Source organism: Parafrankia sp. FMc2 (assembly GCF_041008525.1).
Taxonomy (GTDB): Bacteria; Actinomycetota; Actinomycetes; order Frankiales; family Frankiaceae; genus Parafrankia.
Genome location: NZ_JBFLUG010000019.1, coordinates 1 through 26,709 on the forward strand (window position 1 = coordinate 1; position 26,709 = coordinate 26,709).

19 protein-coding genes and 1 pseudogene are annotated in these 26,709 nt (G+C 73.7%); 7 read left to right on the plus strand and 13 right to left on the minus strand.

What is annotated here, in order from left to right:
- Positions 1–190, minus strand: a pseudogene (locus AB1460_RS09525) (hypothetical protein); the annotation flags it as partial.
- A gap of 185 nt (positions 191–375) precedes the next feature.
- A complete protein-coding gene (locus AB1460_RS09530; RefSeq protein WP_368960413.1) occupies positions 376–1,260 on the minus strand; it encodes an alpha/beta fold hydrolase in 885 nt (294 codons plus the stop codon).
- Positions 1,261–1,364: 104 nt separating this feature from the next.
- Here AB1460_RS09530 and AB1460_RS09535 point away from each other — a divergent pair, with 104 nt between their 5' ends.
- A complete protein-coding gene (locus tag AB1460_RS09535; protein WP_368960414.1) occupies positions 1,365–3,383 on the plus strand; it encodes a BTAD domain-containing putative transcriptional regulator in 2,019 nt (672 codons plus the stop codon).
- Here the strand turns inward: AB1460_RS09535 and AB1460_RS09540 are convergent.
- Entirely contained in the window at positions 3,351–4,844 is a 1,494-nt protein-coding gene (locus tag AB1460_RS09540; RefSeq protein ID WP_368960415.1) for an MFS transporter, read from the minus strand. The genes AB1460_RS09535 and AB1460_RS09540 overlap by 33 nt on opposite strands.
- A gap of 480 nt (positions 4,845–5,324) precedes the next feature.
- Here AB1460_RS09540 and AB1460_RS09545 point away from each other — a divergent pair, with 480 nt between their 5' ends.
- Together AB1460_RS09545 and AB1460_RS09550 are read left to right on the plus strand one after the other, a co-directional pair.
- Positions 5,325–9,560 carry a molybdopterin-dependent oxidoreductase gene (locus tag AB1460_RS09545; protein ID WP_420497228.1) on the plus strand — a complete coding sequence of 1,412 codons (4,236 nt, stop codon included), beginning with the start codon at positions 5,325–5,327 and terminating at the stop codon, positions 9,558–9,560.
- A 235-nt stretch (positions 9,561–9,795) separates the two neighbouring features.
- A complete protein-coding gene (locus AB1460_RS09550) occupies positions 9,796–10,308 on the plus strand; it encodes a hypothetical protein (RefSeq protein WP_368960419.1) in 513 nt (170 codons plus the stop codon).
- Positions 10,309–10,451: 143 nt separating this feature from the next.
- Here AB1460_RS09550 and AB1460_RS09555 read toward each other — a convergent pair whose 3' ends face one another.
- From AB1460_RS09555 to AB1460_RS09570, 4 genes are all read right to left on the minus strand, one after another.
- Entirely contained in the window at positions 10,452–11,741 is a 1,290-nt protein-coding gene (locus tag AB1460_RS09555; protein WP_368960420.1) for an amidohydrolase family protein, read from the minus strand.
- Positions 11,742–11,851: 110 nt separating this feature from the next.
- Complete coding sequence (locus AB1460_RS09560; RefSeq protein ID WP_368960422.1) at positions 11,852–13,084, minus strand: DegT/DnrJ/EryC1/StrS family aminotransferase; 1,233 nt, start codon at positions 13,082–13,084, stop codon at positions 11,852–11,854.
- A 126-nt stretch (positions 13,085–13,210) separates the two neighbouring features.
- Positions 13,211–14,554: a phosphoribosyltransferase family protein gene (locus AB1460_RS09565; protein ID WP_368960424.1), complete on the minus strand. Its 1,344-nt coding sequence runs from the start codon at positions 14,552–14,554 to the stop codon at positions 13,211–13,213.
- Between the two features lie 132 nt (positions 14,555–14,686).
- The gene (locus AB1460_RS09570; RefSeq protein WP_368960426.1) at positions 14,687–15,199 is read right to left on the minus strand and encodes an Hsp20/alpha crystallin family protein; all 513 of its coding nucleotides are present in this window, start codon (positions 15,197–15,199) and stop codon (positions 14,687–14,689) included.
- Positions 15,200–15,511: 312 nt separating this feature from the next.
- Between AB1460_RS09570 and dnaK the strand changes: the two genes are divergently transcribed.
- From dnaK to AB1460_RS09590, 4 genes are read left to right on the plus strand one after another with little or no spacing between them, the layout of a single operon-like run.
- Positions 15,512–17,371, plus strand: coding sequence for a molecular chaperone DnaK (gene dnaK / locus AB1460_RS09575; protein ID WP_368960428.1), 1,860 nt, complete (start codon positions 15,512–15,514; stop codon positions 17,369–17,371).
- Complete coding sequence (locus AB1460_RS09580) at positions 17,364–17,858, plus strand: nucleotide exchange factor GrpE (protein ID WP_368960429.1); 495 nt, start codon at positions 17,364–17,366, stop codon at positions 17,856–17,858. The genes dnaK and AB1460_RS09580 overlap by 8 nt, the downstream gene beginning before the upstream one ends.
- Positions 17,855–18,871, plus strand: coding sequence for a DnaJ C-terminal domain-containing protein (locus tag AB1460_RS09585; protein ID WP_368960431.1), 1,017 nt, complete (start codon positions 17,855–17,857; stop codon positions 18,869–18,871). The genes AB1460_RS09580 and AB1460_RS09585 overlap by 4 nt, the downstream gene beginning before the upstream one ends.
- Entirely contained in the window at positions 18,868–19,248 is a 381-nt protein-coding gene (locus tag AB1460_RS09590; RefSeq protein ID WP_368960433.1) for a chaperone modulator CbpM, read from the plus strand. The genes AB1460_RS09585 and AB1460_RS09590 overlap by 4 nt, the downstream gene beginning before the upstream one ends.
- 23 nt (positions 19,249–19,271) lie before the next feature.
- On the opposite strand, the gene AB1460_RS09595 is transcribed toward AB1460_RS09590, so the two are convergent.
- From AB1460_RS09595 to AB1460_RS09620, 6 genes are all read right to left on the minus strand, one after another.
- The gene (locus AB1460_RS09595; protein ID WP_071083279.1) at positions 19,272–19,496 is read right to left on the minus strand and encodes a hypothetical protein; all 225 of its coding nucleotides are present in this window, start codon (positions 19,494–19,496) and stop codon (positions 19,272–19,274) included.
- A gap of 199 nt (positions 19,497–19,695) precedes the next feature.
- Positions 19,696–20,475, minus strand: coding sequence for a pentapeptide repeat-containing protein (locus AB1460_RS09600; RefSeq protein WP_368960435.1), 780 nt, complete (start codon positions 20,473–20,475; stop codon positions 19,696–19,698).
- An 86-nt stretch (positions 20,476–20,561) separates the two neighbouring features.
- Complete coding sequence (pheA, locus tag AB1460_RS09605) at positions 20,562–21,509, minus strand: prephenate dehydratase (RefSeq protein ID WP_368960492.1); 948 nt, start codon at positions 21,507–21,509, stop codon at positions 20,562–20,564.
- 170 nt (positions 21,510–21,679) lie between these two features.
- A complete protein-coding gene (locus AB1460_RS09610) occupies positions 21,680–23,176 on the minus strand; it encodes a dihydrolipoamide acetyltransferase family protein (protein ID WP_368960437.1) in 1,497 nt (498 codons plus the stop codon).
- 4 nt (positions 23,177–23,180) lie between these two features.
- A complete protein-coding gene (locus AB1460_RS09615) occupies positions 23,181–24,140 on the minus strand; it encodes an alpha-ketoacid dehydrogenase subunit beta (protein WP_368960493.1) in 960 nt (319 codons plus the stop codon).
- A gap of 203 nt (positions 24,141–24,343) precedes the next feature.
- A complete protein-coding gene (locus AB1460_RS09620) occupies positions 24,344–25,594 on the minus strand; it encodes a thiamine pyrophosphate-dependent enzyme (RefSeq protein ID WP_368960438.1) in 1,251 nt (416 codons plus the stop codon).
- Between the last annotated feature and the right edge of the window lie 1,115 nt (positions 25,595–26,709).

Below are 26,709 nucleotides of genomic sequence, written 5' to 3' on the forward strand. Positions count from 1 at the left end.
GGATGGGGTCGTCGGGGGTGGTGCGCCAGGTCCACCAGGCGGTTGCCGCGCCGCCGACGAGGAGAGCGACGACCAGGCAGATCCACGCCCACGGGGTGTTCTCGGCGAGTTGCCCGCCGGCCGCTCCTGCTGCACCGGCCATGACGAAGGTGATCGTCCCGCCGATGGTGGCGGTGCGCCGCTGTGTCATCCCTGCCCCCGTGATCACCCTTGGGATGGTTGAACGTGGGCTGATCGTAACCCTGAGCAGCAGGCACAGTGCATTTGCGGCGCAGCAGCCAGTTCGGCGGTCGACACCCGGATGTGCTGTAGGTCACGGTGTACTTTCGTTCATGCGACGAGGCTCCTGAAAGGCCACAGTGCAGGCGGCGCGTGTCATCGTGTGAGGAGGCCACGGATCACCTCGGTGATCTCGTCGGGGGCCTCCTCGGCCATGAAGTGGCCTGTGCGGGTGAGGCGGTGGTCGAGGTCGGGTGCCCAGGCCCGCCAGAGGGCGGCGGCGTCGAAGCCGAGCTGGGCGCCCCAGTCCTGCTGCACGACGGAGACGGGCATCGCGAGCTGTGAGCCCGCGTCGAGGTCGGCCTGGTCGTGGGTCACGTCGATGCCCGCGGACGCGCGGTAGTCGGCGACGATCGACGGCACCGCGGCAGCGCTGGCGCGCAGGTACTCGGCGCGGACGTCCGCCGGTATCGCCCCGGGATCGTTCGCCCAGGCGTCGAGGAAGAAGCCGAAGAAGGCGTCCGCGCTGTTGGCGATCATCGTTTCCGGCAGGCCCTCCGGCTGCGCCATGAGAGAGAGGTGGAAGCCGACCGCGCCGGCTACTCCGTGCAGCACCGTCCACATGTCGAGGGTCGGCAGCACGTCGAGGATGCCGAGGTGCGTGATCGTCTCGGGGTGGTCGAGGCCCGCCCGGAAGGCGACGAGGGCGCCCCGGTCGTGGCCGACCAGCGCGAAGCGCTCGTGGCCGAGCGCGGCGGCGAGGGCCACGATGTCCGCTGCCATGGTCCGCTTCGCGTACACGTCGGGGCTGGTGGCCCGTGGTCTGTCGCTTGCCCCGTAGCCGCGCAGGTCGGGGCAGATGACCGTCTGCCGGGCAGCGAGGCGCTCGGCGACCTGCCGCCACATGAGGTGCGTCTGGGGGAAGCCGTGCAGCAGCACGACCGGGCTGCCCGTGCCGCCGACCGCGGCCGAGAGCGTGACGCCGTCCGCGCCCGGCAGACGGACGTGGTCGAATCCGGGAATGGTGAGGGTGGGGCGCATGGCGGGCTTCCTTCCGTAGCGGGTGAGCCCAGGCTGCGGGGCGCCGATCAGCGGCGAATCAGCACGCGAGACCGCGGGCGCGGCGCGGGCGTGAGGATGGGGACATGCGGATCGAGGTGCTGGGCGCGACGAGAGCGTGGCGCGAGGACGGCAGCGACATCGACCTGCGCGGGCCCCGGCACCGTGAGGTCCTCGCCCGCCTCGTCGCCGCCGACGGACGGATGGTCGCCACGGACACCCTCGTCGCCGACCTGTGGCCCGACCCGCCGGCCGGCGCCGTCGGCGCCCTCCGCACGTTCGTCGCCGCCCTGCGCCGCGCCCTCGAGCCGGAACGCCCGCCCCGCACGCCACCTCGCGTGCTGGTGACCGAGGGCCCCGGTTACGCGCTGCGGCTGCCGCGGGTGGCCGTCGACGCCCACCGCTTCGAGGACGCGCTCGCCGCCGCCCGCGGCTCGCCCGGCTCGCCCGGCTCGCCCGGTTCGTCCGAGGCGTTCGCGTCGCTCGGCGAGGCTCTCGCCGCCTGGCGCGGGCCGGCCTACGCCGACCTGCCCGACGTCGGATGGGTGCGCGGCGAGCGGGTCCGGCTCGGGGAGCTGCGGCTGCAGGGTGTGGAGCTGCGGGCCGCCGTCCTGCTCGATCGCGGCCACGGGGCCGACCTCGTCGCCGACCTCGACGCCCATGTCACCGAGCACCCGTGGCGCGAGCCGGCGTGGGGGTTGCTCGCCCGCGCCCTCTACTGCGCCGGCCGTCAGGCCGACGCGCTCGCCACGCTCCGGCGGGCCCGCGCGATGCTCGTCGACCAGCTCGGGCTCGACCCGAGCCGCGCCCTGCGGCAGCTCGAGACGGATCTGCTCACCCAGTCGCCCGCCCTCGAACCACGGAGCTCCCCGTGGCCGATCACCACCGCCCGTCTCACCACCGCCCGCCTCGGCCCGCGCACGACGGTGGATGTCGCCCGTGCCCTCGCACTCGCCGGCGGAGACGCGCTTGTCTCGTCACGGCGTGACCGGCTCGCCGCCGCGCTCGCCGCGGAGCGGACGGGCGACGTCGCGCTGACCGCCCGGGTGATCGGCGCCTACGACGTGCCCGCGATCTGGAACCGCGCCGATGACCCGGAGCAGAGCCGCGCCGTCGTGGCCGCGGCCGAACGCACCCTCGCCGCGCTCGGGCCGGCCGCTCCCGCCGACCTGCGTGCCCGGCTGTACGCCACGGTCGCCGTGGAGAGCCGCGCCGGGGACGCCGCCGGGCCGGCGCGGAAGGCGGAGGCGTTGGCGCGGGCCCTCGGCGATCCCGCCCTGCTCGCCTTCGCGCTCAACGGCGTCTTTCTCCAGTCCTTCTCCCGGCCGGGGCTCGCGCCGCGGCGGGACGCCGTCGGGGTGGAGATCATCGCCCTGTCCACCCGGCACGGGCTGCCCGCCTTCGCGATCCTCGGCCATCTCGCCCGCCTGCAGTCAGCCTCGGCCCGCGGCGATCTCGACGCTGGCTCCCACCATGCCCTCGCGGCCGAGGAACTCGCTGCGGAGCACGAGTCACCACTCGTGCCGGTGCTGACCCAGTGGTTCCGGGCCCTCGTCACCGCGGCCCGCAGCACCGTGCCGGGTGGGCCGTCCGCCGCACAGGCCGCGGCCGCCTACCGCGCCGCCGACGCCGCCCTCGAACATGCCGGGATGCCGGGCCTGCACCGCGGTCTGCTGCCGCTTGCCCTGCTCGGGCTGCGCCTGATGCACGACCGCCCCGCTCCCACCGACCCGCGGCTCGACTGGGGCCCGTACGCGCCCTGGGCGGCGCCGCTCGTGCTTCTCGCGCGGGACGACCGGGAACGGGACGACCGTGAACAGGCCCGGGCCGCCCTCACCACAGCGCCCGAACCGCCGCGCGACCACCTCCAGGAGGCGCTCTGGTGCCTCACCGCCCGCGCCGCCATGCAGCTCGGCGAGCCCGCGATCGCCGCGCGGGCCGCCCGGGCGCTGTGGCCCGCCCGCACCGAGCACGCCGGCGCCGCCAGCGGCATGATCACCCTTGGCCCGGTGGAGCGCTACCGCGCCGAGGCGGAAGCCACCGCTCGCGTGTGCCGGTGCGGCTCTGGCGGATCAGCTCGTGGTCGTTGCCAGTGCCTGCGCTGATGCCGGTTCCGGTGCCGAGGTCGGCTGTGCGGGCTGTGCGGGCTGGGTGGGCTGGGAGCCGGCGGCGCCGCGGCGCAGGTAGCACAGCCAGGTGACGGCGGCCATCACGACGAACAGGCCGACGTAGACCCACAGGGCCGGGGCGATCGTCCCGTAGGCCTTGTTCGACTCGGCGTACACGATCGGTACCAGGAAGCCGCCGAAGGCACCGACCGCCGAGCAGATACCGATGGCACCGGCAGCCTCCCGGCGGGCCCGGAGCATGGCGTCCGGGGTTCCGCCGTTGCGGGCTCCGCGGGCGGCGAAGATCGCCGGGATCATGCGGTACGTCGACCCGTTCCCGATGCCGCTGGCGAGGAACAGCAGCATGAACGAGGCGAAGAAGAGCCCGAAACTGGGCCGGTCGAGGATGCCGCCCCGAGAGCCGATCGAGGCGACCGCGCCGAGACCGCCCAGCGTCATGACGCCGAAGGCGGCGACGGTCACCTTCGCGCCGCCGATCCGGTCGCCGAGCTTCCCGCCGAGCGGGCGGGCGACCGAGCCGACCAGCGCGCCGAGGAAGCCGTAGCTCAGCGCGACGTCCGGCCGGTCGAACAGCGCGGGGTTCTTCAGCAGCGCGGGAAACGCCGACGAATAGCCGATGAAGGAACCGAAGGTGCCGATGTAGAGAAAGGACATGATCCAGGTCTGGCCGCGGCTGGCCGCCGACGCGGTCGAGCTGAAATCGGCCTTCGCCTCGGAAAGATTGTCCATGAACAGCAGTGCCCCGACCGCCGCGACGATCGCCAGCGGAATGTAGATGAGACCGATCCGGGCCAGGGCGGTGCCGGTTCCGGCGGCGATGACGACCGCGCCGAGCTTCTGGATCACGGCAACCCCGAGATTGCCACCGGCAGCGTTGAGCCCGAGCGCCCACCCCTTCTCCTTCTCCGGGTAGAAGAAGGAGATGTTCGTCATGGACGAGGCGAAGTTCCCGCCGCCGACCCCGGCCACGGCGGCGACCGCCAGCAGCGTGCCGAACGACAGCTCGGGGTGGCGCACCGCCCACATCATCAGCACACAGGGCACGACCAGCAGCAGTGCGGAGAAGACCGTCCAGTTGCGGCCGCCGAAGACCGGCACCGCGAAGGTGTAGGGCAGGCGGAGGAAGGCCCCGACCCCGGAGGGGACGGCGACAAGCCAGAGCTGCTGGTCGATGCTCAGCGCGAAGCCGGCGGGACCCGGCCCGCCGTCGGCGTCCGCACCCATCTTGATGACCAGAATGCTCCACATCACCCAGACGGAGAACCCGAAGTGCTCGGCGAGGACGGAGAGCGCGAGATTGCGGCGGGCGATCCGCCGGCCGGTCCTCTCCCAGAACACGGGATCTTCCGGATGCCAGTCGTCGATCCAGCGCCCGGACCGGCCGGACCGACCGGTCCGCCGGCCCGGGCGCTTCCTGTCAGCGGGGGCTGTGCTCATGGGGGCTCCTCGGGCCGGGGCGCGAAACATCGGGCAGGACGTGTCGCGACGGCACGCTAGGAAGCGGCTGTTTCGCGGCACCCGGCCAGCCATTACACGGCGGGAAAACAGTTCTCTCACCAGCCGGCCGGCAGCGGTGAGCACCCTTCGGCGGGCAGGCGGGAGGCTGGTGCGGGCACCCGGCGAACCAGGCCCCGAGCGATGCGGCGCCGCCCGGGTATCGCCTCCCCGCCGGGGCTCACCAGGCCCCGCCGGTGGTGGTGCGGTGGTCGTCACCGACGGCCGGCCCGGGTGTGACACCGGTGAAACGCGCCTCTCCTACGGTCGGAACGCGACGCGCCAGCCGCATCCGACAGCGCCAGCCGTATTCGTCGACAGCGCCAGCCGCCGACGACGGCGGCCTTCGTCAGGAAGGGGAGAGGACCGGTGTCCGCAGCCCGGACGAGGACCGTGTGCTCGTACTGCGGGGTCGGTTGTGGCATGGTCCTCGACCTCGCCGCGGAGCCGGACGGCAGCCGCCGGGTCATCCGGGCGAGCGGGGACAGGGAGCACCCCGCGAACCGCGGCCGGCTGTGCACGAAGGGCGCGACCAGCGCCGACCTGCTGGCGGCGCCCGGCCGGCTGGCGACGGCACGGATACGCCACGAGCGCGGCGGGAAGCTGACCGACCTCCCGTTGGACGAGGCGATCGGCACTGTCGCCAGCCGGATGCGGTCGATCATCGACGAGCACGGCCCGGACGCCGTCGCGCTGTACGTCTCGGGCCAGCTGACGCTGGAGGCGCAGTACCTGGCCAACAAGCTGGCGAAGGGCTTCCTGCGCACCAACCAGATCGAGTCGAACTCGCGGCTGTGCATGGCCAGCGCGGGCAGCGGCTACAAGCTGTCGCTCGGCGCCGACGGCCCGCCCGGCTCCTACGACGACCTCGACCACGCCGACGTGTTCCTGGTCATCGGATCGAACATGGCCGAGTGCCATCCCATCCTGTTCCTGCGGCTGATGGAACGGGTCCGGGCCGGTGCCCGGCTGATCGTCGTCGACCCGCGGCGCACCGCCACCGCCGAGAAGGCCGACCTGTTCCTCCAGATCCGTCCGGGCACGGACCTTGCCCTGCTCAACGGCCTGCTCCACCTGCTGGCCGAGGGCGGCCACCTGGACGCGGCGTTCATCGCCGAGCACACCAGCGGATGGGAGGAGCTGCCCGCGTTCCTGGCCGACTACCCGCCGGCCACGGTCGCCGAGCTCACCGGCCTGGCCGAGGACGACCTGCGCCAGGCCGCCGCCTGGATCGCCGCGGCCGGGAACACCTGGATGAGCTGCTGGACGATGGGCCTCAACCAGAGCACCCACGGCACCTGGAACACCAACGCACTGGTCAACCTGCATCTGGCGACGGGGGCGATCTGCCGGCCCGGCGCCGGGCCGTTCTCGCTCACCGGCCAGCCCAACGCGATGGGCGGCCGGGAGATGGGGTACATGGGACCCGGCCTGCCCGGCCAGCGCTCGGTCCTGGTCGACGCCGACCGCGCCTTCGTCGAGCGGCAGTGGGGCCTGCCGCCCGGCACGCTGCGCCCGGACGTCGGCCGGGGCACGATCGACATGTTCGAGCAGATGGCCGCGGGACGGATCAGGGCCTGCTGGATCATCTGCACCAACCCGGTGGCATCGGTCGGCAATCGGGCCACCGTCCTCGCCGGTCTCGCGGCGGCCGAGCTGGTCGTCGTCCAGGACGCCTTCGGCGACACCGAGACGAACGCCCATGCCGACGTGCTGCTACCGGCGGCGACCTGGGGCGAGACCGACGGCATCATGGTCAACTCCGAGCGGAACCTGACCCTGGCCCGGCGGGTCGTCGACCCGCCGGGGGAGGCGCTGCCCGACTGGCAGATCGTTGCCCGGGTCGCCGCCGCGCTGGGGTTCGCGGACTCCTTCACCTACGCCTCCGCCGAGGAGGTCTTCGCCGAGATCCGCGAGTTCGCCAACCCGGAGACCGGCTACGACCTGCGGGGCGTCGACTACGAGCGGCTGCGCACCGGCCCGGTGCAGTGGCCGGCCCCGCCGGGTGCCGCCGACCGCAACCCGATCCGCTACCGCAACGACGGCGTCAGCCAGCCGCTGCTGGAGCGGACCGACGGCACCCGCCCGCGGCTGCGCTTCCCGACGCCGTCCGGCCGCGCAGCCTTCCACGCCCGGCCGCACCTGCCGCCCGCCGAGCTCCCCGACGACGACTACCCCTTCCTGCTCAACACCGGACGGCTGGCGCACCAGTGGCACACCCTCACCCGGACCGGCAAGATCGCCAGGCTGAACAGGCTGAACCCCGGGCCGTTCGTCGAGATCAACCCGTCCGATGCCGAGGCGTTGGGCATCGCTGCCGGTGACCGGGTCGAGCTCGCCTCCCGCCGTGGCCGCGCCGTGCTGCCGGCGGTCGTCACCGACCGGGTGCTGCCGGGGGGCTGCTTCGCCCCGTTCCACTGGAACGACCTGTTCGGCGACCAGCTCAGCGTCAACGCGGTCACCAGCGACGCGGTCGACCCGATCTCGTTCCAGCCCGAGCTGAAGGCCTGCGCGGTCGCGCTGACCAGGGTCGCCGGTCCGCCGCTGGATGTCCCGCCTGCGGTCCGGGAGCCCTCGGACCGGGAGCCCTCGGACCGGGAGCCCCCGGACCGGGAGCCCTCGGACCGGGAGCCCCCGGACCGGGAGCCTGCGGATCGTGGCACCGCCCATGCGCTGGGTGAGGCACTCGGCATCGATCTGACCCCACCGGATCTCACGGAACCCCAGCGGCGGTACCTCGCCGGGTTCCTCGCGGCGCTGGCCGCCGCGCCGCCGGCCCCGGGCGCCCCGCCGCGCCTGCCCGCGGACGCGCCCTTCGACGCGGGACGCCGGCAGTGGGCGGACGGTTTCCTCGCCGGCGGCTACGGCGTTGCTCTCCCCACCACCCCGCTGATTCCGATCCAGACGCGGCGTGACGTCGCCGCGGCCGTCAACGCCGTCAACGCCGGGGCATGCGCGGTGAGCGTGCTGTGGGCTTCACAGACCGGCAACGCCGAGGACGCCGCTGGCGTGATCCGGGACCGGCTGCGGGACGCGGGCTGGCAGGTCCGCGTCGACGCCATGGCGGCGCCGGTCGGCGAGCTCCTCGTGGCACCGGGTGACCTGCTGGTGGTGACCAGTACTTTCGGTGACGGTGACGCTCCCGACAACGGCACGGTCTTCTGGGACGCGTTGCGTGGCGCGGACGCCCCTCGCCTGGAGGGCCGCCGCTACGCCGTGCTCGCGCTCGGCGACTCCAGTTACGCGGACTTCTGCGGCCACGGGCGTCGCCTCGACGAGCGCCTGGCCGAACTCGGCGCGACCCGGCTCGTCGGCCGCGTCGACTGCGAGCCCCACTACCGGGACGCCCTGGACGGCTGGCTGGAACAGGTCCTGGCCGCCCTCGCCCCGTCCGCGGACCCGCGGGCCGTCCTCGGCCCGCCGCCGGAAGCCGGACCGGAAGCCGGACCGCTCGTTACCGCCGTGCCCGCAGCTGCCGTGCCCGTCGCCGCTGTGCCCGTCGCCGCTGTGCCTGCCGCCCGGCCCGCCACACCGCCGCGGGCGGCGGACCGTGATCCCTGGGCGGCACCGCTGATCGACAACCGGCTGCTGAGCCTGGCGGGCTCGGCCAAGGAGGTCCGCCGGGTCACCATCGACCTGGCTGGCAGCGGGCTGGAGTACGCCGCCGGTGACGCGCTGGGCGTCTGGCCCACGAACAACCCGTCCCTGGTCGACGAGTGGCTCGCCGTGACCGGCCTCGCCCCGGATACCGAGGTCGAGACGGGCGACGGTGGGCGGGCGCCGCTCGCCGAGGCGTTGCGGCACCGCCTGGACATCACCACCGTCCGGCCGGAGCTGCTGCGCTTCGTCGCCGAACGGGCCGGTGACAGCCGCCTGCGCACGCTGCTGCGTCCCGACAACCAGCTTGAGCTCGCGAAGTGGACGTGGGGACGCCAGGCCGTCGACGTCCTGGCCGAACACCCGGTGCGGGCCGATGCCACGGAGTGGATGACGGTGCTGCGGCCGCTGCGGCCGCGGCTGTACTCGATCTCGTCCTCGCCGCTCGTGGAGCCGCGGACGGTGAGCCTCACCGTGTCGGTCGTCCGCTTCGCGGGCGCTGGCGACCGCGCTCGTGGCGGTGTGTGCTCGACGTATCTCGCGGATGCGGAGCCGGGGCACCCGGTGCGGGTCTTCGTGAAGCGGGCCCCGCACTTCCGCCTGCCATCCGACGATGCCACGCCAGCCATCATGATCGGCGCCGGGACCGGTATCGCGCCGTACATCGGGTTCCTGCAGGACCGCCACGCCCGCGGCGCGCCCGGCCCGAACTGGCTGTTCTTCGGCGAACAACGGCGGGCCACCGACTTCTACTACGCCGACGAGCTGGCCGCGTTCGCCGCGTCCGGGGCCCTCACCCGGCTGGATCTCGCCTTCTCCCGCGACCAGCGCGCCAAGGTCTACGTCCAGGACCGGATGCGTGAACACGGCGCGCAGGTGTGGACCTGGCTGGCCGAGGGCGCCCACGTCTACGTGTGCGGCGACGCCGTCCGGATGGCGCGGGACGTGGACCGGGCGCTGCGCGATGTCGTCGCCACCTGCGGCGGACTGGGCCCCGACGGCGCGGCTGCCTACGTCCGCCAGCTCGCCGCCGACCGGCGCTACGTCCGCGACGTGTACTGACGTGACGGTTGGTGGCGCCCGGTGCCCCGGCTGGCGATCAGCGACCGGACCTGTGAGGTTTCCGGGGGGCATCGGATCCTCGGATGGGGATCCTGCGGCCCGGGCCCGCGGACCCGATGGTTTCGGGCTGATGAAGAGCAACGCGTGCGCCGGACGGTCGCCCGCGCGGCGTGCCAGCATCCCATCACGAAGTACGACACCGACCAGAGCGCGACGTGGACCGAAGGGCGGGCACATGCTGACGATGTTCTGCTTCGACGGACTTGCCGTGGTTGTCGAGGACCTCTACTTCGTCGACCCGGAACCGACACCTGGCCAGGAGGGCCCGGAGCGGGGCGTGCGGGTGGAGCTGAGGCTCGTCGAACGCCAGCCGTGGCGGGGCTCCGTCTACGCCTCGCAGCGGGTCGTCGTCGACGACGCGGTGTTCCGGGTGGACCTGCTCGAGTCGGTCGCGGGCGGGCCGGGCAGCCGCGACCGCGTCCATCACCATCCCACGATGCGGGACAACGAGCCGAGCGACCGGGTCTTCGACCCGTGGCTCACCGACGACCCGGTCGGGTGGCTGGAGGCCCGCCTCGCCGACCCGATGGGGCTGCTCGCCGGGGCGGGCGTCCCCGACCTCGACCTCTATCAGCAGGCCGTCGCCGGGCTGCGGGACTCGCTGCCCGAGATCACCCGTTCCGTCGCCACGATGCTGGAGAAGGTGCGCATCGGCCAGCTGGCCACGGTGCCGGGCCGCGCGGCCTGACCACCCGCGGCCTGACCACCCGCGGACCATCTGCCACGGTCGGCTGGCTCCGGGTGGAGGGGCGCGCGGCGTGAGCACCGCGCGCCCTGCCCCTGCCCCTGCCCGTGCCCGGAGCCGGCCGGTCGGGACCTGCCGTTTCGGTGCTACCGCTGGGGCGCGGAGGAGGCCAGGGCCTGGTAGGCGGCGAGCTTCTCGCCGCGCTCGTAGGTGCGGTGGCTCAGCGCGCGGATCGTGACGTCGTGGCCCTCGGCCCGGGCCCGCAGCGCGCCGACCGTCGCCTGTTCGCGTGGGATGTGGGAGAACGGGTCGAAGGAGTACCAGCGCAGGGCGTTCTCGTAGGTCATCCGGTTGATGTCCGGGTCGGGGACGGCGAACTTGTCCATCACCGCGCCCAGCTCCTCCGGCGCGCCCGGCCACATCGAGTCGCTGTGCGGGTAGTCGCATTCCCAGGCGATGTTGTCGATGCCGATGTGGTGGCGCAGCTCGACCCCGAGCGGGTCACTGATGAAACAGGTCAGGAAATGCTCGCGGAACACCTCGGACGGGAGCCGGCCGCCGAAGTCCTGCATCGTCCAGGTGGAGTGCATGTCGAAGGTGCGGTCGACGCGCTCCAGGAAGTAGGGGATCCAGCCCGTCCCGCCTTCGGACAGGGCGATCCTGATGTCCGGGAAGTTCTTGATGACCGGCGACCACAGCAGGTCGGCCGCGGCCGAGACGATGTTCATCGGCTGCAGGGTGATCAGGACGTCCGGCGGTGAGTCGGGCGCCGGGATCGTCAGCTTGCCGGACGAGCCGATGTGGATCGACAGCACGGTGTTCGTGTCGCACACCGCGCGCCACAGCGGGTTCCAGTACGCGTCGTGGAAGCTGGGGTAGCCGAGCGCCGCCGGGTTCTCGGTGAAGGTCAGCGAGTGGCATCCCTTCGCCGCCGCCCGGCGCACCTCGAGGGCGCAGAGCTCGGCGTCCCAGATGACGGGCAGGGCCATCGGGATGAAGCGCCCCGGGTGCGCCCCACACCACTCGTCGATGTGCCAGTCGTTGTACGCCTGCACCAGGGCCAGGGAGAAGTCCGGGTCCTCGGTGGCGAACAGCCGCGCCGCGAAACCCGGGAACGACGGGAAGTTCATCGAGGCGAGAATGCCGCCGGCGTTCATGTCCTTGACCCGCTCGTCGACCTGGTAGCAGCCGGGGCGGATCTCGTCCAGGGCCTGTGGTTCTAAGCCGTACTCCTCCTTCGGCCGCCCTGCCACCGCGTTCAGGGCGACGTTGGGGACGATGGTGTCCCGGAACTTCCAGGCGTCGGCGCCACCCGGCAGGCTGATGACGTGCGGCGCGTCGGCCTTGTACCGCTCGGGGAGGTGGTTTGCGAACATGTCGGGCGGTTCGACGATGTGGTCGTCAACGCTGACAAGAATCATGTCGTCATGGCGCATGGGAGTCCTTTCGCGGGTGCGGTGTGGACCGGCGGGCCGGCGGTCGTCCTTTCGCGACATCCGGGCCCGCTGTCCCGTGGCACCTACTCTCCCCTGTTGCGTGGGTCACGTCAGGGGGTCGCGGCGCCTTCCGGCGAGCAGGCCGCGACGACGGCTGCGGCCAGGTCTCGCCGGGCGGCGGGCAGCCCGGGGTAGGCCGGTACGAAGACCAGGCCGGTGAGCATCCGGGCGGCGCCCGGCGGAGCGGGTTCGACCGCGGCGATCTGGCTGGTGGCGGGGGTCGCGTCGACGCCGGCGGCCCGCAGCCCGCGGACGGCCCGGTCCGGGTCGTCGACGACGACGGGGAAGACCCAGTGGGTGTGCCGCGCCGCGGTGGCGCCGGGCCGGAACACCCCTGGCGGGAGCACGGCCGCGAAGGCCTCCCCGGCCTCGGCGCGGCTGGCCAGCCGGTGCGCGGGGAAGTGGGCCAGCCGCCGGGCCACGGTCCGGGCAAGCGCGTCGCAGGGCCTGCGCCGCAGCCACCGGGTGAAGCCGGGCCCGTCCCCGGGGACCCGGGAACGGACCAGCGCGGTCGGGTCGCGCCTGCACCTGTCGCCGAAAAGGAGGCCGTACAGCACCGGGCGGGACGCAACCAGCGCCACCATGCAGGTGAGCACCTTCACCGCGTAGGCCCGCCGGGACTGTACGGGCCAGCCCGCGTGCCGGGCACGCATGGCGGCGGCGAGCGCGGGCCGGCGCACCCACGTGACCGCTCCACCCATCGCGGTCGCGGTCTTGAGCAGCCCGAAGCTGAACAGGGACACATCGGCCCGCGGATCGCCCCGGTCGTCGGGGCCCTGGAGGGACTGGGCACAGTCCTCGATGAGAAGCAGCCCGCGGTCGTGCGCCGTCCGCGCGACGGCGTCCAGCGGCGACCGCGCACCGAAAAGGTGGGTGACGACGAGGGCGCGGGTCAGATCGGTGACCGCCGAGTCCAGCGCCGCCTCGTCGACGGCGAGGGTGCCGGGGTCGATGTCCACCGGGACGGCGCGCAGACCGTGCAGCTCGATGATCCGCACCATGTCCGGGTGGGTCACCGCGGAGATGACGACCTCGCTTCCCGCCGGAAGCTCCGCCGCGCTCAGCAGCAGATGGAAGGCGGACCGCACGGACAGGCACAACAGGCCGTCCTCGGTCCGGCTGCCCGCGGGGTCGGCCCTGGTCCCGGCCGGGAGCAGGGAACCCGCGCCGTGCGGCGCCGGCCACCCGGCCGCCCCGGGCCAGCCCCCGGCCGCCAGCGCGAACAGGGCGAAGACGCCGTCGGCGATGGTCGCGTCGATGCGGTGCCTGACGAAGAGAGCCACAGATTGCTGCATATCAGCCCAGACCGCTGCATATCAGGCCGGGTGTGCCGCGGCCGCCACGCCTACGACCCGCGACGGCAGGTTCCGGTGTCTCCGTGTCTCCGCGTCTCCGCGTCTCTACGGGGCTCAGGCGCGGATGGTCCCGACCAGGGCCGAGTGGTGGAGGAACCAGTCCCTGGCCAGGGCGGCCACCGCCTCCAGCGCACCGGGCTCGGTGAACAGGTGGGTGGCTCCCGGCACCACCGTGAGCTGGTTCTCGCACCGCAGCTGAGCCTGGGCACGCCGGTTCAGGTCGAGCACGACGTCGTCCCGCCCGCCGACGACGAGCAGGGTCGGGGCGGCGACCAGAGCCAGCTTCGGGGCAGCCAGGTCGGGGCGCCCGCCGCGGGAGACGACGGCGCTGATGCGTGGGCCGAGTTCGGCGGCAGCCCACAACGCGGCCGCGGAACCGGTGCTGGCGCCGAAGAAACCGGTGGGGAGACGGGCGGTGGCCGGCTGCTCGTCCAGCCACCGGGTGACCTCGACGAGCCGTCGCGCGAGCGTGCCGATGTCGAACACGTTCGTGCGGTCGGCTTCCTCGTCCGGGGTGAGCAGGTCGAACAGCAGCGTGGCCAGGCGGGCGGAATTGAGGGCCTGGGCCACGTGGCGGTTGCGCGGACTGTGCCGGCTGCTGCCGCTGCCGTGGGCGAACACGACCAGCCCGCGCGGATGGTCCGGCACCGTGAGCTGCCCGGTGAGCCGTGCCGCGCCAGCCGGGACGGTGACCTCGATCCGCTGGCCGGTGCCCGTGGATCCTCCTGCGCCAGGGTTGGGCATCCTGGCGGGCTCCGGCGGGGCGGCGAGCGCGGCCTGCCGCAACAGGTCCGTCACCTCCTCGTCAGGGGTCTGGGTGAAGTCGGCGTAGAACGAGCCGATGGCGAAGAACTCCTCCGGGGTGGCCAGGCAGACCACCTCGTCGGCGTCCTGCCGCAACCAGGCGATCCGGTCCGGCGGGGCGACCGGCGCGGCCAGCACCACGCGGGCGGCGCCGGCGGCGCGGACCGCCCGGCAGGCGGCGGAGGCTGTCGCACCGGTGGCGATGCCATCGTCCACCACGACCACCGTGCGGCCGGCCAGCGGAACCCGCGGGCGGGACCCGCGAAAGCGGCGGATCCGCCGGTCCAGCTCCACCCGCTCGCGGGCTTCGACGGCGGCGAGGTCCGCCGGGCTCACGGCCAGGAGCCGGGTCTCGTTGTTGATGACCCGCACGTCGCCCTCGGCGATGGCACCCATCGCCAGTTCTGGCTGGAAGGGGACACCCAGCTTGCGGACCACGATGACGTCCAGCGGCGCGTCCAGCACCCGCGCGACGTGGTAGGCGACCGACACCCCGCCGCGGGGGAGGCCGACGACCACCACGTCCGGTCCGCGCAGGTATGCCAGCCGCCTGCCGAGCTCGCGACCCGCATGTCCGCGATCACGGAAGAGCATCTCGTCGCTCCCTTCCGCCTCCTGGCGGTCTGTGCGCCCGGCGGCCCGTACGTCCCTGAACCCCGTGTTTCCTCCTGCCCCGCTGTCAGCCGTCCGAACATCGGTGCCGTCCTGCGCGGCCCCGGTCGTGGGTCAGCCCCGCCGCTGCGTCGATCCCGGCTCGGCCGCCGCGGTGGGTCCGGAGATCCTGATGTGGTGGGGCTCGCTGCGGCGGGCCTTCGGGAGTCGGACGGTCAGCACGCCGCAGTCCAGAGCCGCGGTCACCGCGTCCGGGTTGACCTCGCCGGGGAGCGTGATCCGCTGTTCGAACCGACCTGTCCGGCGGCCCTGCCGCCGCAGCGTCCCCTCGCGTTCCCGCGCCCTGATCTCGCCGCTGATGGACAGCTCGTTGTCCCGCAGGTCGATCGAAAGGTCGTCGGCCCGGACACCGGGCGTCTCGAGCTCGACGATGAACGCCTCGTCGGTCTCCTCGACGTCCACCGCGGCCGTTCGGCTGCCCAGGGCCCCGTAGGACCGGTGCTCACCGCCGACGACGTCGCCGAGCAGGCTGCCCATCCGGCTCCAGGCGTCCTCGATCTCGCGGAACGGGTCGAAGCGGACGGTGGACAGCGGGCGGCTGGCCCCGGCGCGCACAGGCTGAGTCATGATGCGCGTACCTCCCTGACTGTGACGCAGTGCTCTTGTCTGGCTACGCACCAATCGTCGGTCGGGCCTGCCTGGCCGGCAAGCGGACGCCCGTCCGGCGGGTGACGGTCCGCCCTGTGTGCGCCGGTACGAGCCGACGCCGGCTGGTTCGCCGTGCGCCGCCGGTCCGCCGTTTCCGTTTTCGGGCCGGCGGGAGGTGGTACCGGTCTGTCAGGCGGCGGTTGCCGCGATTCCCTGCACACGCGCATGTGCGGGCATGTGTCGGAGAGAGGAAAGCGCCTCACACCGGAAGGCTCTCATCAGGAGGAAATCGTGGGAAAGGCCGTGGGAATAGACCTCGGTACGACGAACTCGGTCATAGCGGTTGTCGAGGGCGGTCAGCCCACCGTCGTTCCCAACGCGGAAGGCTCCCGCACGACACCGTCCGTGGTGGCGTTCACGGAGAGCGGCGAACGCCTCGTGGGGGAGCTGGCCCGCCGGCAGTCGATTCTGAACCCGAAGGGCACGATCACCTCGGTCAAGCGGTTCATCGGCCGCCGTTACAGCGAGGTCTCCAGCGAGCGCAGAACCGTCACCTTCGACCTCGAGCCGGGCAGGGACGACGCCGTCCGGATCACCGTGCGCGGGCAGCAGTACGCGCCCGAGGAGATCTCGGCGATGGTGCTGCGGAAACTGGCGGACGACGCCGGGCGGTTCCTGGGGGAGCGGGTCACCGAGGCGGTGATCACCGTGCCGGCCTACTTCAACGACGCGCAGCGGCAGGCCACGAAGGACGCCGGCCGGATCGCGGGCCTGGAGGTACTGCGGATCATCAACGAGCCGACCGCGGCGGCCCTCGCCTACGGGCTGGACAAACGGTCGCACGAGACCGTGCTGGTCTTCGACCTGGGCGGCGGCACGTTCGACGTGTCCGTTCTCGACGTCGGTGACGGCATCGTCGAGGTACGGGCCACCGCGGGTGACACCCATCTGGGCGGAAACGACTGGGACCGGCGCCTGGTCGACCTTCTCGCCGACGATTTCCAGAAGACGTCCGGCATCGACCTGCGGATGGATCCGCAGGCGCTGCAACGGCTCTTCGAAGCGGCGGAGAAGGCCAAGACCGAACTCTCCTCGGTGACGCAGGCACAGATCAACCTGCCGTTCATCACCGCCGACGCGAACGGCCCGAAGCATCTCAACACCACCCTCACCCGGGCGCAGTTCGAGGCGAGCACGTCCGACCTGCTCGAGCGGTGCATGCCCGCGCTGCGGCAGGCGATGAAGGACGCCAAGACCGCACAGGGGGACCTCGACGAGGTCATCCTGGTCGGTGGCGCCACCCGGATGCCGGCGGTCCAGGCCGCCGTCCGCCGTTTCGCGGGTGGCAGGGACCCGAACATGACCGTGAACCCGGACGAGGTCGTCGCGGTCGGGGCGGCGGTACAGGCCGCGGTGCTCAGGGGCGAGGTCTCCGACGTCCTGCTGCTGGACGTCAACCCGCTCTCCCTCGGCGTGGAGACACTCGGCGGGGTCAGCACCACGGTGATCGAACGGAACACGACGATTCCGGCGCGCCGCACCGAGACGTTCTCCACCGCGGAGGACAACCAGTCCGCGGTCGACATCGTGGTGCTGCAGGGTGAGCGCGAGATGGCCGCGGACAACCGGACCCTCGGCCGGTTCCGCCTGGAGGGCGTCCGCCCCGCGCCGCGCGGCCAGGCCGAGGTCGACGTCACCTACGACATCGACGCGAACGGCATCCTCAACGTCACCGCCAAGGACAAGGACACCGGCGCGGAGCAGCGGATCACCATCTCCGACAACACCAACCTCCCGTCGGACGAGATCGAGCGGATGGTGGCCGACGCGGAGCGTAACCGGGCGCAGGACAGCGCCCGGCGGGAGAACGCCGACGCCCGCAACCAGCTCGACTCGATCGTCTACCAGGTCGAGCGGCGGATCTCCGAGCTCGGTGACCAGGTGCCCGTGCACGAGAAGGCCCGTGCCGAACAGCTGGTGACCGACGCGCGCCGCGCGCTCGACGAGAACGCCGACGTCGCCCGCGTCCGCCCGCTGGTGAACGATCTGCAGCAGATCCTGTTCGCCCTCCCGACCGCCAGCGCTCGGCAGACGGCGTCGGCCGCCGACGACGTGATCGACGCCGACTTCACCACCCGGGACGATGACTGAGCCGTCCGGCCTGGCTACCGAGCTGGAGGAATGCCAGGCCAGGCACCTGCGCACCCTCGCCGACTTCGACAACTACCGCCGCCGGGCCGGGCGGGAGCTCGAGACGGCCCGGTCGGCCGAACGGGACAGAGTCGTTCTCGCCTGGATTCCGGTCCTCGACCATCTCGACCTGGCTCTGGAGCACGCCGCCGCCGGCCCCGGCGCGCTGGTCGACGGCGTCCGCGGCGTGCGTCAGCTCGCGCTGGACGCACTGCGGGTCAGCGGCGTCAGCCGCCTGGACGACGAAGCCGGCCCGTTCGACCCGAAGCGGCACGAGGTCGGAGCGGTGATCGACGCCTCGACCATGGCGGAGCCGCCGCCCGCCGGCACCGTCGTCGAGGTCCTGCGCCCCGGGTTCGCCGCGGACGGGCGGCTGCTGCGCCCTGTGACCGTCGCCGTGAGCGCCGGGCCGCAGGAGGACGCGCCGCAGGTGGACGCGCCGTCATGAGCGGCGGGCGCACCGGGCCAGCGACCAGCCAGGACTTCTACCAGGTCCTGGGAGTGGCACGGGACGCGGATGCGGACGCCATCCAGCGGGCCTACCGCCGGCTCGCGCGGAAGTACCACCCGGACATCAACTCCGACCCGTCGGCGGAGGAACGGTTCAAGGACGTGTCCGAGGCGTACAACGTGCTGTCCGATCCGCGGACGCGGGCCCGCTACGACCGCTTCGGCCCCGACTTCCGCCGGGTGCCCGAGGGCGCCGAGACCTGGGCTGGTCGTGCGGGCGGCGGCCCCGGCGCAGCCGCCGGCAGCGGTGCTGGTTCCGGCTTCGGGGCCGACCGGGGCGGCGGCGGCTTCGGCGCGGGTCCGCGCGGCGGCGGGGGTGGATTCGGGTTCGGGGGGTTCGACTTCGCTGACCTGTTCGGCGCGGGCGCGCAGGGGTTCGCCCACCGCGGCCGGGCCGGGCCGGTGCCCGGTGCCGACCAGGAGTCCGAGGTCCAGGCGACGCTCGGTGAGGCGTACCGGGGTGGGCGGCGCCGGGTGGTCCTGCCGGGTGCCGACGGCCCTCGTGAGATCGAGGTGACGATCCCGGCCGGGATCCGCGACGGCCAGCGGCTGCGGCTCGCCGGGCAGGGCGGCCGGGGGCGTGGCGGCGGCCCGGCAGGCGACCTGTACCTGGTGGTGCGCCTGCTGGCCGACCCGCGGTTCCGGGCGGAGGGCCGGGACATCCACACCGATCTGCTGCTCACTCCCTGGGAGGCCGCGCTCGGCACAACGGTCGCGCTGGACACCCCGGACGGGCAGCGGGTGAGCCTCGCCGTGCCGGCGGGGACGCCCAGCGGCCGTGCGCTGCGCCTGCGCGGACGGGGCCTGCCGGCCTCCGGCCCGGGGGCGGACGCCGGTGACCTGTACGCACATGCCCGGATCATGGTGCCGACCAAGCCGACCGAGCGGGAGAACGAGCTGTTCCGCCAGCTGGCCCGGGACTCGTCCTTCAACCCCAGGGGGCCGTCATGACGACGCTGCTGGTCCGTATCCGCCCGCCTGGCACCGGCACCGGGGCCGAGGCCGGCCCCGGTGCCGGGCGCGACAGCCGGGGGCCGGGGCTCGACCTGGAGGCGTTCGGCCTCGCCTCCGGGCTGCACCCCGACCTGGTCCGCCGCCTCGTCGCGCTCGGCCTGCTCGACGCCGAGCCCGACGCGTCCGGGCGGTATGTCCTCGCCGCGCGGGCGGTGGCGCGCGCCGGGCGCATCGAGCGGCTTCGCCGCGACCTGGGGATCACCTACACGGCGACCGGGGTCGTCCTCGACCTGCTCGACCGCATCGACGAGCTGGAGCGCCTGCTGCGGGCCCGGCCGGCGTGCGGCGAGGCGCACCGGCCGCCCGTCAGCTGACCGTGCCGGGCCCGCTGCCCGGCCTACCGGTTGCTGACCACCTTCGCCGACGACCTGGCGGGATGGTGGAGCTGGTCGTGGGTGTCCGCCCAGGCGTAGGCCTCGGCGGCGACCCGGGTGAAGGAGGCGGGCCCGAGCCGGCACTCGGCACAGGACACCCCGAACAGACGGCTGAACGTCCGCCCGCCGAACGTGGGCGCGGGATCGGACTCGCGGGAGGCGTCGGAACGACGGCGGAAAAGCCCCATCAGATCGACCTCGACGTCGACCCACCTGCCGAGGGTGGACGACCGGTGACCTCTCCGGTGGCGGGTCGGCTGGTGCCGGCCGCCAGGTCGCCGTCCCGGGGCCCCGGGACGGGCAGCGTGGTCAAACACCGCAGGTTCATTTCGCGATGGTAGGCCGAAGCCGGCCCGGACTCGACCGGTAAGGCCTGTACGGCATGTGTCAGCCGTGCCGGCTGCCCTCGACCTCGAAGACACCCGGTGCTGTCTCGCGGGAGGTCGAGCGGACCCGGTACGCCCACTCGTTCCGCGGCCAGGTGGTCGCCGCGGACCATCGGAGCCGGTCGAGCCGGGCCGCGCACAGCGTCGCCTCACCGAGTTCGGTGCCCCGGGCGTCGGCGCCGCGCAGGTCCACCCGGTGCAGCCGGGCCCCGGCCAGCCGCAGGCCGCGCAGGTCAGCCGCGCGCAGGTCGGCCGTGTCGAGGATCGCGTCCGTCGCGTCCGCCCCCTGCAGGACGGCACCGCGCAGGATGGCCGCGCTGGCGTCGGCGTCACGCAGGTCGGCACGGCCGAGGAACGCCCCGCGCAGGTCGACGTCGCGCAGGTACGCCCCGCGCAGGTCGGCGCCGCGCAGGTCGGCGCCGGTGAGGTAGGTGCCGACGAGCATGGTCCCGCTGAGGTCCGCCTCGGTCAGCACCGCGCTGCTCAGATCGGCGTCCCGCAGGTCGGCGCCGCGCAGCAGGGCACCTCGCAGGTCGGTGCCGCGCAGGTCCGCGCCGCTCAGATAGGCCCCGCGCAGGTCGGCCCCGCGCAGCCCGCGGCCGCTGAAGACCCGGCCGGCCAGGTCGGCGCCGGCAAGCTCGGCCGCGGCGCCCCGCCGGCCGGGCCACAGGCCACGGCGGGTCGAGAGGCCACGGCGGGCCGAGGCGGCTCCGGATAACCGGTCCGCGACCACCCCGGTGCCGCCTGAGCGGCCCCGGCCGGTGCGATCGTCGTGCGTCATGACAGGTGAGATTAGCCACACCACCGGCTTCAGGGGAACGATTGCGTCACCTTCGGCCGACCCGTCACCGGGAGCGGACGCGGCGGTCACAGCTCGGGAAGCTCACCGATGCCGTCGATGCAGCGGGCGACCCAGGCGGCTGACCTGGCGAACTCGTGGTTCGCGAGGCGCGGGTCGGTCGCGGGGGCGGTCCGGTCCGCGCGGGCATAGGAGCCGAGGAAGCGGATTCTGCTGCTGATCCGGTGCAGCCCCATCAGCGCCTCCCGGACCGGGCGGTCGGTGATGTGCCCCTCGGCGTCGATCGAGAAGGAGTACCGGCCGAGTCCCTCGCCGGTCGGCCGCGACTCGATCCGCAGCAGGTTCACCCCGCGCACGGCCCACTCCGCCAGCAGCGCCAGCAGCGCCCCCGGCTCGTCGGCGGCCGGCCAGACCACGATGGACGTCTTGTCCAGGCCGGTCGGCGCGGCGATGCGACCGGGACGCCCCAGCAGCACGAAGCGTGTCATCGCGTCGGGAGCGTCGTTGATCTCGGTGACCAGCGCCTCCAGCCCGTAGCGGCGCGCGGCGAACTCCCCGGCGAAGGCGCAGTCGAAGCGGCCGTCGCGCACCAGGCGGGCACCCTCGCCGTTGGACGCGGCGGACTCCCACTCGGCGTGCGGCAGGTGCCGGGCCAGCCAGCGCCGCACCTGCGCCTGGGTCACCGGGTGACCGGTGACGCTCTTGACGTCGTCCAGCGTCGTGCCCGGCCGGACGAGCAGCGCGAAGCTGATCGGCAGCAGCACCTCGCGGCGGATCGTCAGCGGCCGCCCGGTCGCGAGCTCGTCGAGAGTGGCGGTGACCGCTCCCTCCACCGAGTTCTCGATCGGCACCAGCGCGGCGGCGGCCTCCCCGCCCCGCACCGCGTCGAGCGCGCCCGCCACCGAGTCGGACGGGAACACCTCGTGCGTGACCGCCTCGGGAAGGGTGCCCAGCGCGGCTTCGGTGAAGGTCCCCTCGGGGCCGAGGTAGGTGCATCGCTGCGGGTGGGCAGGCAAGACATCCCTTCCGGGACCGGCCAGGGCACGGGCCTCGCCGGTCTGGTGCGGCACGGAGATCGCGGGCGCGGGCCGGGGGGTCGCCACCACCGGCGCCGTGCCGGGCGGGACGGTGGGCGAGGCCGGGCGCGAGGTCGGGGACGGGGCTGGCGGAGCCACCGGGCGGGTCGTCACAGGTACCGGAGCAGCCGGGTGGGGTTCTCGACGGCGTCGGCGACGAAACGCAGGAACGCGCCGGCGGTCGCCCCGTCGCAGACCCGGTGGTCGAAGGTGAAGGACAGCTGCGCGACGCTGCGGACCGCCAGCGTCCCGTTGACCGCCCAGGGCCGCGGGATGATCCGGCCGATACCGATCATCGACGTCTCAGGGTGGTGGATGATCGGCGTGGCCCCGTCGACGCCGAACACCCCGTAGTTGTTCAGCGTGAAGGTGCCGCCGGAGAGCTCCGCGGGGGTGAGGCTTCCCGCCCGCGCCGAGGTGGTCAGCCGGGTGATCTCGCCGGCGAGCGTGGCGGTGGTCAGCGCCTGCGCGTCCCGGACCACGGGGACGACCAGGCCCCTCGGCGTCTGCGCGGCGAAGCCGAGGTGCACGGCCCGGTGCCGGCGCACCGCGGTGGCCCGGCCGTCGGGGTCGGTGACGACCTGCGAGTTGAGGTCGGGGAAGCGCAGCAGCGCCGCCACGCAGACACGGGCGACGATCGCCAGCAGCCCGATGGAACCACCGCCGTCCGCGCTGTCCGCACCGGGTGCGCCGGCGGCGGGTGTGCTCTGGTTCAGGGTCGCCCGGGTCGCGAGCAGCGCGGTGGCGTCCGCGTCGACCCAGCAGGTGGAGTCGGCCACCTCGCGCCGGCTGCGGGTGAACGCCTCCGCCGCGTGCCGGCCCAGTGGGCTGAGCGGCACCACGTCATGGTCATCCGCGCTGGCCGTGCTGGCCGGGCCGACCGGGCTGGGGAGCGGGACGCCGGACGGCGCGGCCGGCCCGGCCAGCACGGGCGGCGCCGATGCCGCGGCGCGGGCGGTGATGACCGCGGCCTCGACGTCGCGGCGGCGGATCAGGCCGTCCGGCCCGCTGCCGGCGAGCGAACGCAGGTCGACGCCGTTGTCCCGGGCCAGGCGGCGGACCAGCGGTGAGACCACCCTGACGATCCCGTCCACCCGCCTGGTCGCCGGTTCGGTCACCGGCTGCGCGGCTGGTGCCGGGTGCGGGACTGGTGCCGACCGTGGAGCCGGTGCCGGCCGTGGAGCCGGTGCCGGCCCGGGGGCTGGCGCTGGCTGCGGGGCGAGGCCGGTCCGGGCCCGCCGGCCGGTGCGGGCGGGCTGCTCGCGGGTGCCGTAGCCGACGAGAACGCTGCCGGACCCGCCCGCCCCGTCCTGCGACCCGCGCGCGGGCCCGCCGGCCAGCCTGTCGGACGGCTCACCCGCGGACCCGACCGCGACGGTGATCAGCGGCCTGCCGACCTGTAGCTCGGTGCCGGCCGGGCCGGCCAGGGAGGTGACGACGCCGGCATGCGGGCAGGGAACCTCGACGACCGCCTTGGCGGTCTCGACCTCCGCCACCGGCTGGTCGACCTCGATGACGTCCCCGACCTCGACCAGCCAGTGGACGATCTCGGCCGAGGTCAGCCCCTCGCCGAGGTCGGGCAGGGCGAATACGTGTACCGCGGCCACGGGTTCACTGCTCCCACTGGAGTCGGGCGACGGCATCGAGGATCCGGTCGACGCTGGGCAGGTAGTGGTGCTCGAGCAGCGGCGGCGGATACGGGATGTCGAAGCCCGTCACCCGCAGCACCGGCGCGGCGAGGTGGTGGAAGCACCGCTCGGTGACCCGGGCGGCGATCTCCGCGCCGACGCCGCCGAACCCGGCCGCCTCGTGGACGACCACGGCCCGTCCGGTGGCCCGTACCGCCGCGCACACCGTCTCGTCGTCGAACGGCACGAGTGAGCGCAGGTCGACGACGGCCAGGTCCCAGCCCTCGGCCGCGGCGGCGTCGGCGGCCTGCAGGCAGACCGGCAGCGAGGGGCCGTAGGTGATCAGCGTGGCCGCGGTGCCGTGCCGGCGCGTCACGGCGCGGCCGATGGGCGGCACCGCGCTCGGGGTGAACTCCTCGCTGGACCAGTACAGGCGCTTCGGCTCGAGGAAGACCACCGGGTCGTCCGAGGCGATCGCGGCGCGCAGCAGCCCGTAGCAGTCGGCGACCGTCGCCGGGGTGACCACGTGCAGACCTGGCGTGTGGGCGTAGTACGCCTCGCTGGAGTCGCTGTGGTGCTCGACCCCGCCGATCCCGCCGCCGTAGGGGACCCGGATGGTGATCGGGAGCGGGACCCGGCCGGCCGTGCGGTTGCGCATCTTCGCCACGTGCGACGCGAGCTGCTCGAAGGCCGGATAGGCGAAGGCGTCGAACTGCATCTCCACGACGGGCCGCAGCCCGTACATGGCCATGCCGACGGCGGTGCCGAGGATGCCGGCCTCCGCCAGCGGGGTGTCCAGGCAGCGGTGCGCCCCGAACTCGGCGGCGAGCCCGTCGGTGACCCGGAAGACGCCGCCGAGCGTCCCGACGTCCTCACCGAGGACGTGGACGTCCGGGTCCTCGCGCAGTGCGTCGCGCAGCGCGGTGTTGAGCGCCCGCACCATGGTCGTGCTGGTGCTGGTGCTGGTGCTGGTGCTGGCGCTGCCGCGGGAGCGCCCGCCGGGCCGGCCGAGCGCCCCGGCGGGCACCGCGGGCCTGGTGGCCGCGCCGGGCCCGGCCCCGGCGGCCTCCGTGGTGGTGGTGGTGGTGGCGACCGCCGGGACACTCGCGGTCGTGCCGATCGTGGGGGGGATGCTGGTCGCGTTGCTCATGACAGGTCACTCCGGGTGCGGGGGCCCGCCGCGGGCTCCGCGGCGTCGAGATCGCCGTCGAGGTCGCCGTCGAGGTCGGCGTCGAGGTCGGCGTCGAGGTCGGCGTCGAGGCGGGCGGCGAGCTCGGCCGCCTGCTCGCGGAGCTGGCTGGTCGGCTCGGCGTAGACGTGGGCGAACAGCGTGCGCGGGTCGGGAGCGGGTGCCTGCGCGGCCTGGGCGACCTGGGCGCGCATCCGGGCGGCGAACTCCTCGGCGGCCCGGGTGACCGTCGCGACGCCGGTGTCGTCCAGCTGCCCGGTCTCGCGCAGGTGCTGTTCCAGGCGGGTGACCGGGTCGTGCGCCCGCCAGGCGTCGACCTCCCCCTGGGACCGGTAGCGGGTCGCGTCGTCGGCGCTGGTGTGCGCGTCCAGCCGGTAGGTGATCGCCTCGACGAGCACCGGGCCGTGGCCGGCCCGGGCGTGCTCGACCGCCTCGCTGAGCACGGCGTGGACCGCGGGCGCGTCGTTGCCGTCGACAAGACGTCCGGTGACGCCGTAGCCGACCGCCTTGTGCGCCAGGGTCGGCGCCGCGGTCTGCCGCGACAGCGGCACCGAGATCGCGTAGCCGTTGTTCTGCACCAGGAACACCACCGGCGCCCGCAGCACCCCGGCGAACGTCAGGGCCTCGTGGAAGTCACCCTCGCTGGTGCCGCCGTCGCCGACCAGCGCGAGAGCGACCACCTCCCGGTCCGCCGCCGGATCGGCGGCCGCGCGCAGCCGGGCGGCGTGGGCCAGACCGACGGCATGGCAGGCCTGCGTGGCGAGCGGGGTCGACAGCGGCGCCGTCCGGGTCAGGCGTGAGTCGTAGCCGCAGTGCGTGTGACCGCGCATCAGTGCGAGGACGTCCATCGGTGGCACGCCGCGCGCCGTCACGGCCAGGGTGTCGCGGTAGCTGGGGAACAGCCAGTCCGTCTCCCGCAGCACCATCGCCGCGGCGATCTGGCAGGCCTCCTGGCCGGTGGACGCCGGGTAGACCGCGAGGCTGCCCTGGCGGGCCAGGGTCGTGGCCTGCTGGTTGAAGCGGCGGCCGAGGACCAGGCGGCGGTACAGCTCGCGAAGCAGACCCGGGTCGACCTCGCCGGCAGCGTCCGTGCCGAGAACCCGCACCGGCTCGGGGTCGGGGAGCAGCGGCGCGGGGTCGCGCCGCGGGCCGTGGGAGCTCGGCGGGCCCGTCTGGCCGGGCGCGGCGCTGGCGTCGAGGATCGTCATAGTCCACCTTCGGCGGTTGGTGGCGGAGTGCGGTCTGCGGTGCCGGGGCTGGCGACGGGGCCGCGCCCGGCGCGGTCGGGCGTGCTGCCCGCGCGACGTCCGCCGTTCAGGAAACGAGCTGCGGTGAGCGGTGGCCGGGCCCGGCCTGTTTCGGCTCGCCGGCACGCCCTGCCCGGGCGATCTCCGTGATCACGATCCTTCTCCGCTCAGCTTCTCGGCACCGGCTGGACCTCCGCGGCGTCCCGTAACCCGAACCCTGTCGGTCACGGCACTAGCCGGCCGCTGCTCACCGATTTTCCGCCTCGGGTGAGTGGCTGGATCGTGTTCAGAATCACCCCGGGGACTCGTCCGGGGGTTACCCGCCCCCGCCGGCCGGTGCGTGAGAAAGGGGAAGAAAGTCTTGTCGACGTGCCGATGGTGTTACCGGGTCGTGCCGGGTATGCGTTCCCGGGAATGTCGCCCCGGTCTGTGTGGCGAGGCCGAAGCGTCGGATCGCCGGCGCTGTCGCTGCTGGTCAGAGGCATGATCGTGAAGATTCTGTCGGTCGGGGCAGGGCCGGAAAGGCGCAGAACGGTGTACTGGTGCCGCCGGGGATCGTTGTCGGTCGCCGCGGTCTGACGGTGGGCGGAGTGGGCGCCGGGAAATCCGGGTGGTGGTACTCGAAAGGACGTTCTCCGTGGCTGTGACAAGGGTCTCCGGGGTGCCCGCCGAAGGTGCCTTCGGGTGCTGTCGGCTAGCCGTCCAGGTCGGGTCGGACCCTTTGCGAAGGCCCCGCCTCGGGCCCGTCCGCGATTTACCGTTGTCATGGTGCGGGGCGTTTCCCGCACGCCCGGAGCTCGGGTACGGAATCGCGGGTACAGCATTCCGGGTGCCCGTATCCCGGGCGTCGGGCGCGGGTCGTTGGGCCGCCGGGTCGTCGGGCCGCGAGGTCATCGGACCACCGGGTCGATGGTCCCTCGCGGGAGCGCACCTTGGTGCCGGTGGCCCAGTTGTACGGTTGTCATGAGAAAACGCGCTGTATCCGCAGGCTGTTGGTTCTGACTGCTGCCGGTGATCAACCTCTTGCTGTGCGTCCCAGATGCCGGACACGAGACCTCCGCCACAACCCCGGATGT

Coding starts and splice junctions, on each gene's coding strand:
- AB1460_RS09530 (WP_368960413.1), bottom strand. CDS start 1,260: ATGCGCCCCACCCTCACCATTCCCGGATTCGACCACGTCCGTCTGCCG.
- AB1460_RS09535 (WP_368960414.1), top strand. CDS start 1,365: ATGCGGATCGAGGTGCTGGGCGCGACGAGAGCGTGGCGCGAGGACGGC.
- AB1460_RS09540 (WP_368960415.1), bottom strand. CDS start 4,844: ATGAGCACAGCCCCCGCTGACAGGAAGCGCCCGGGCCGGCGGACCGGT.
- AB1460_RS09545 (WP_420497228.1), top strand. CDS start 5,325: ATGGTCCTCGACCTCGCCGCGGAGCCGGACGGCAGCCGCCGGGTCATC.
- AB1460_RS09550 (WP_368960419.1), top strand. CDS start 9,796: ATGCTGACGATGTTCTGCTTCGACGGACTTGCCGTGGTTGTCGAGGAC.
- AB1460_RS09555 (WP_368960420.1), bottom strand. CDS start 11,741: ATGCGCCATGACGACATGATTCTTGTCAGCGTTGACGACCACATCGTC.
- AB1460_RS09565 (WP_368960424.1), bottom strand. CDS start 14,554: ATGCTCTTCCGTGATCGCGGACATGCGGGTCGCGAGCTCGGCAGGCGG.
- AB1460_RS09570 (WP_368960426.1), bottom strand. CDS start 15,199: ATGACTCAGCCTGTGCGCGCCGGGGCCAGCCGCCCGCTGTCCACCGTC.
- AB1460_RS09580 (WP_368960429.1), top strand. CDS start 17,364: ATGACTGAGCCGTCCGGCCTGGCTACCGAGCTGGAGGAATGCCAGGCC.
- AB1460_RS09585 (WP_368960431.1), top strand. CDS start 17,855: ATGAGCGGCGGGCGCACCGGGCCAGCGACCAGCCAGGACTTCTACCAG.
- AB1460_RS09590 (WP_368960433.1), top strand. CDS start 18,868: ATGACGACGCTGCTGGTCCGTATCCGCCCGCCTGGCACCGGCACCGGG.
- AB1460_RS09595 (WP_071083279.1), bottom strand. CDS start 19,496: ATGGGGCTTTTCCGCCGTCGTTCCGACGCCTCCCGCGAGTCCGATCCC.
- AB1460_RS09600 (WP_368960435.1), bottom strand. CDS start 20,475: ATGACGCACGACGATCGCACCGGCCGGGGCCGCTCAGGCGGCACCGGG.
- AB1460_RS09615 (WP_368960493.1), bottom strand. CDS start 24,140: ATGGTGCGGGCGCTCAACACCGCGCTGCGCGACGCACTGCGCGAGGAC.
- AB1460_RS09620 (WP_368960438.1), bottom strand. CDS start 25,594: ATGACGATCCTCGACGCCAGCGCCGCGCCCGGCCAGACGGGCCCGCCG.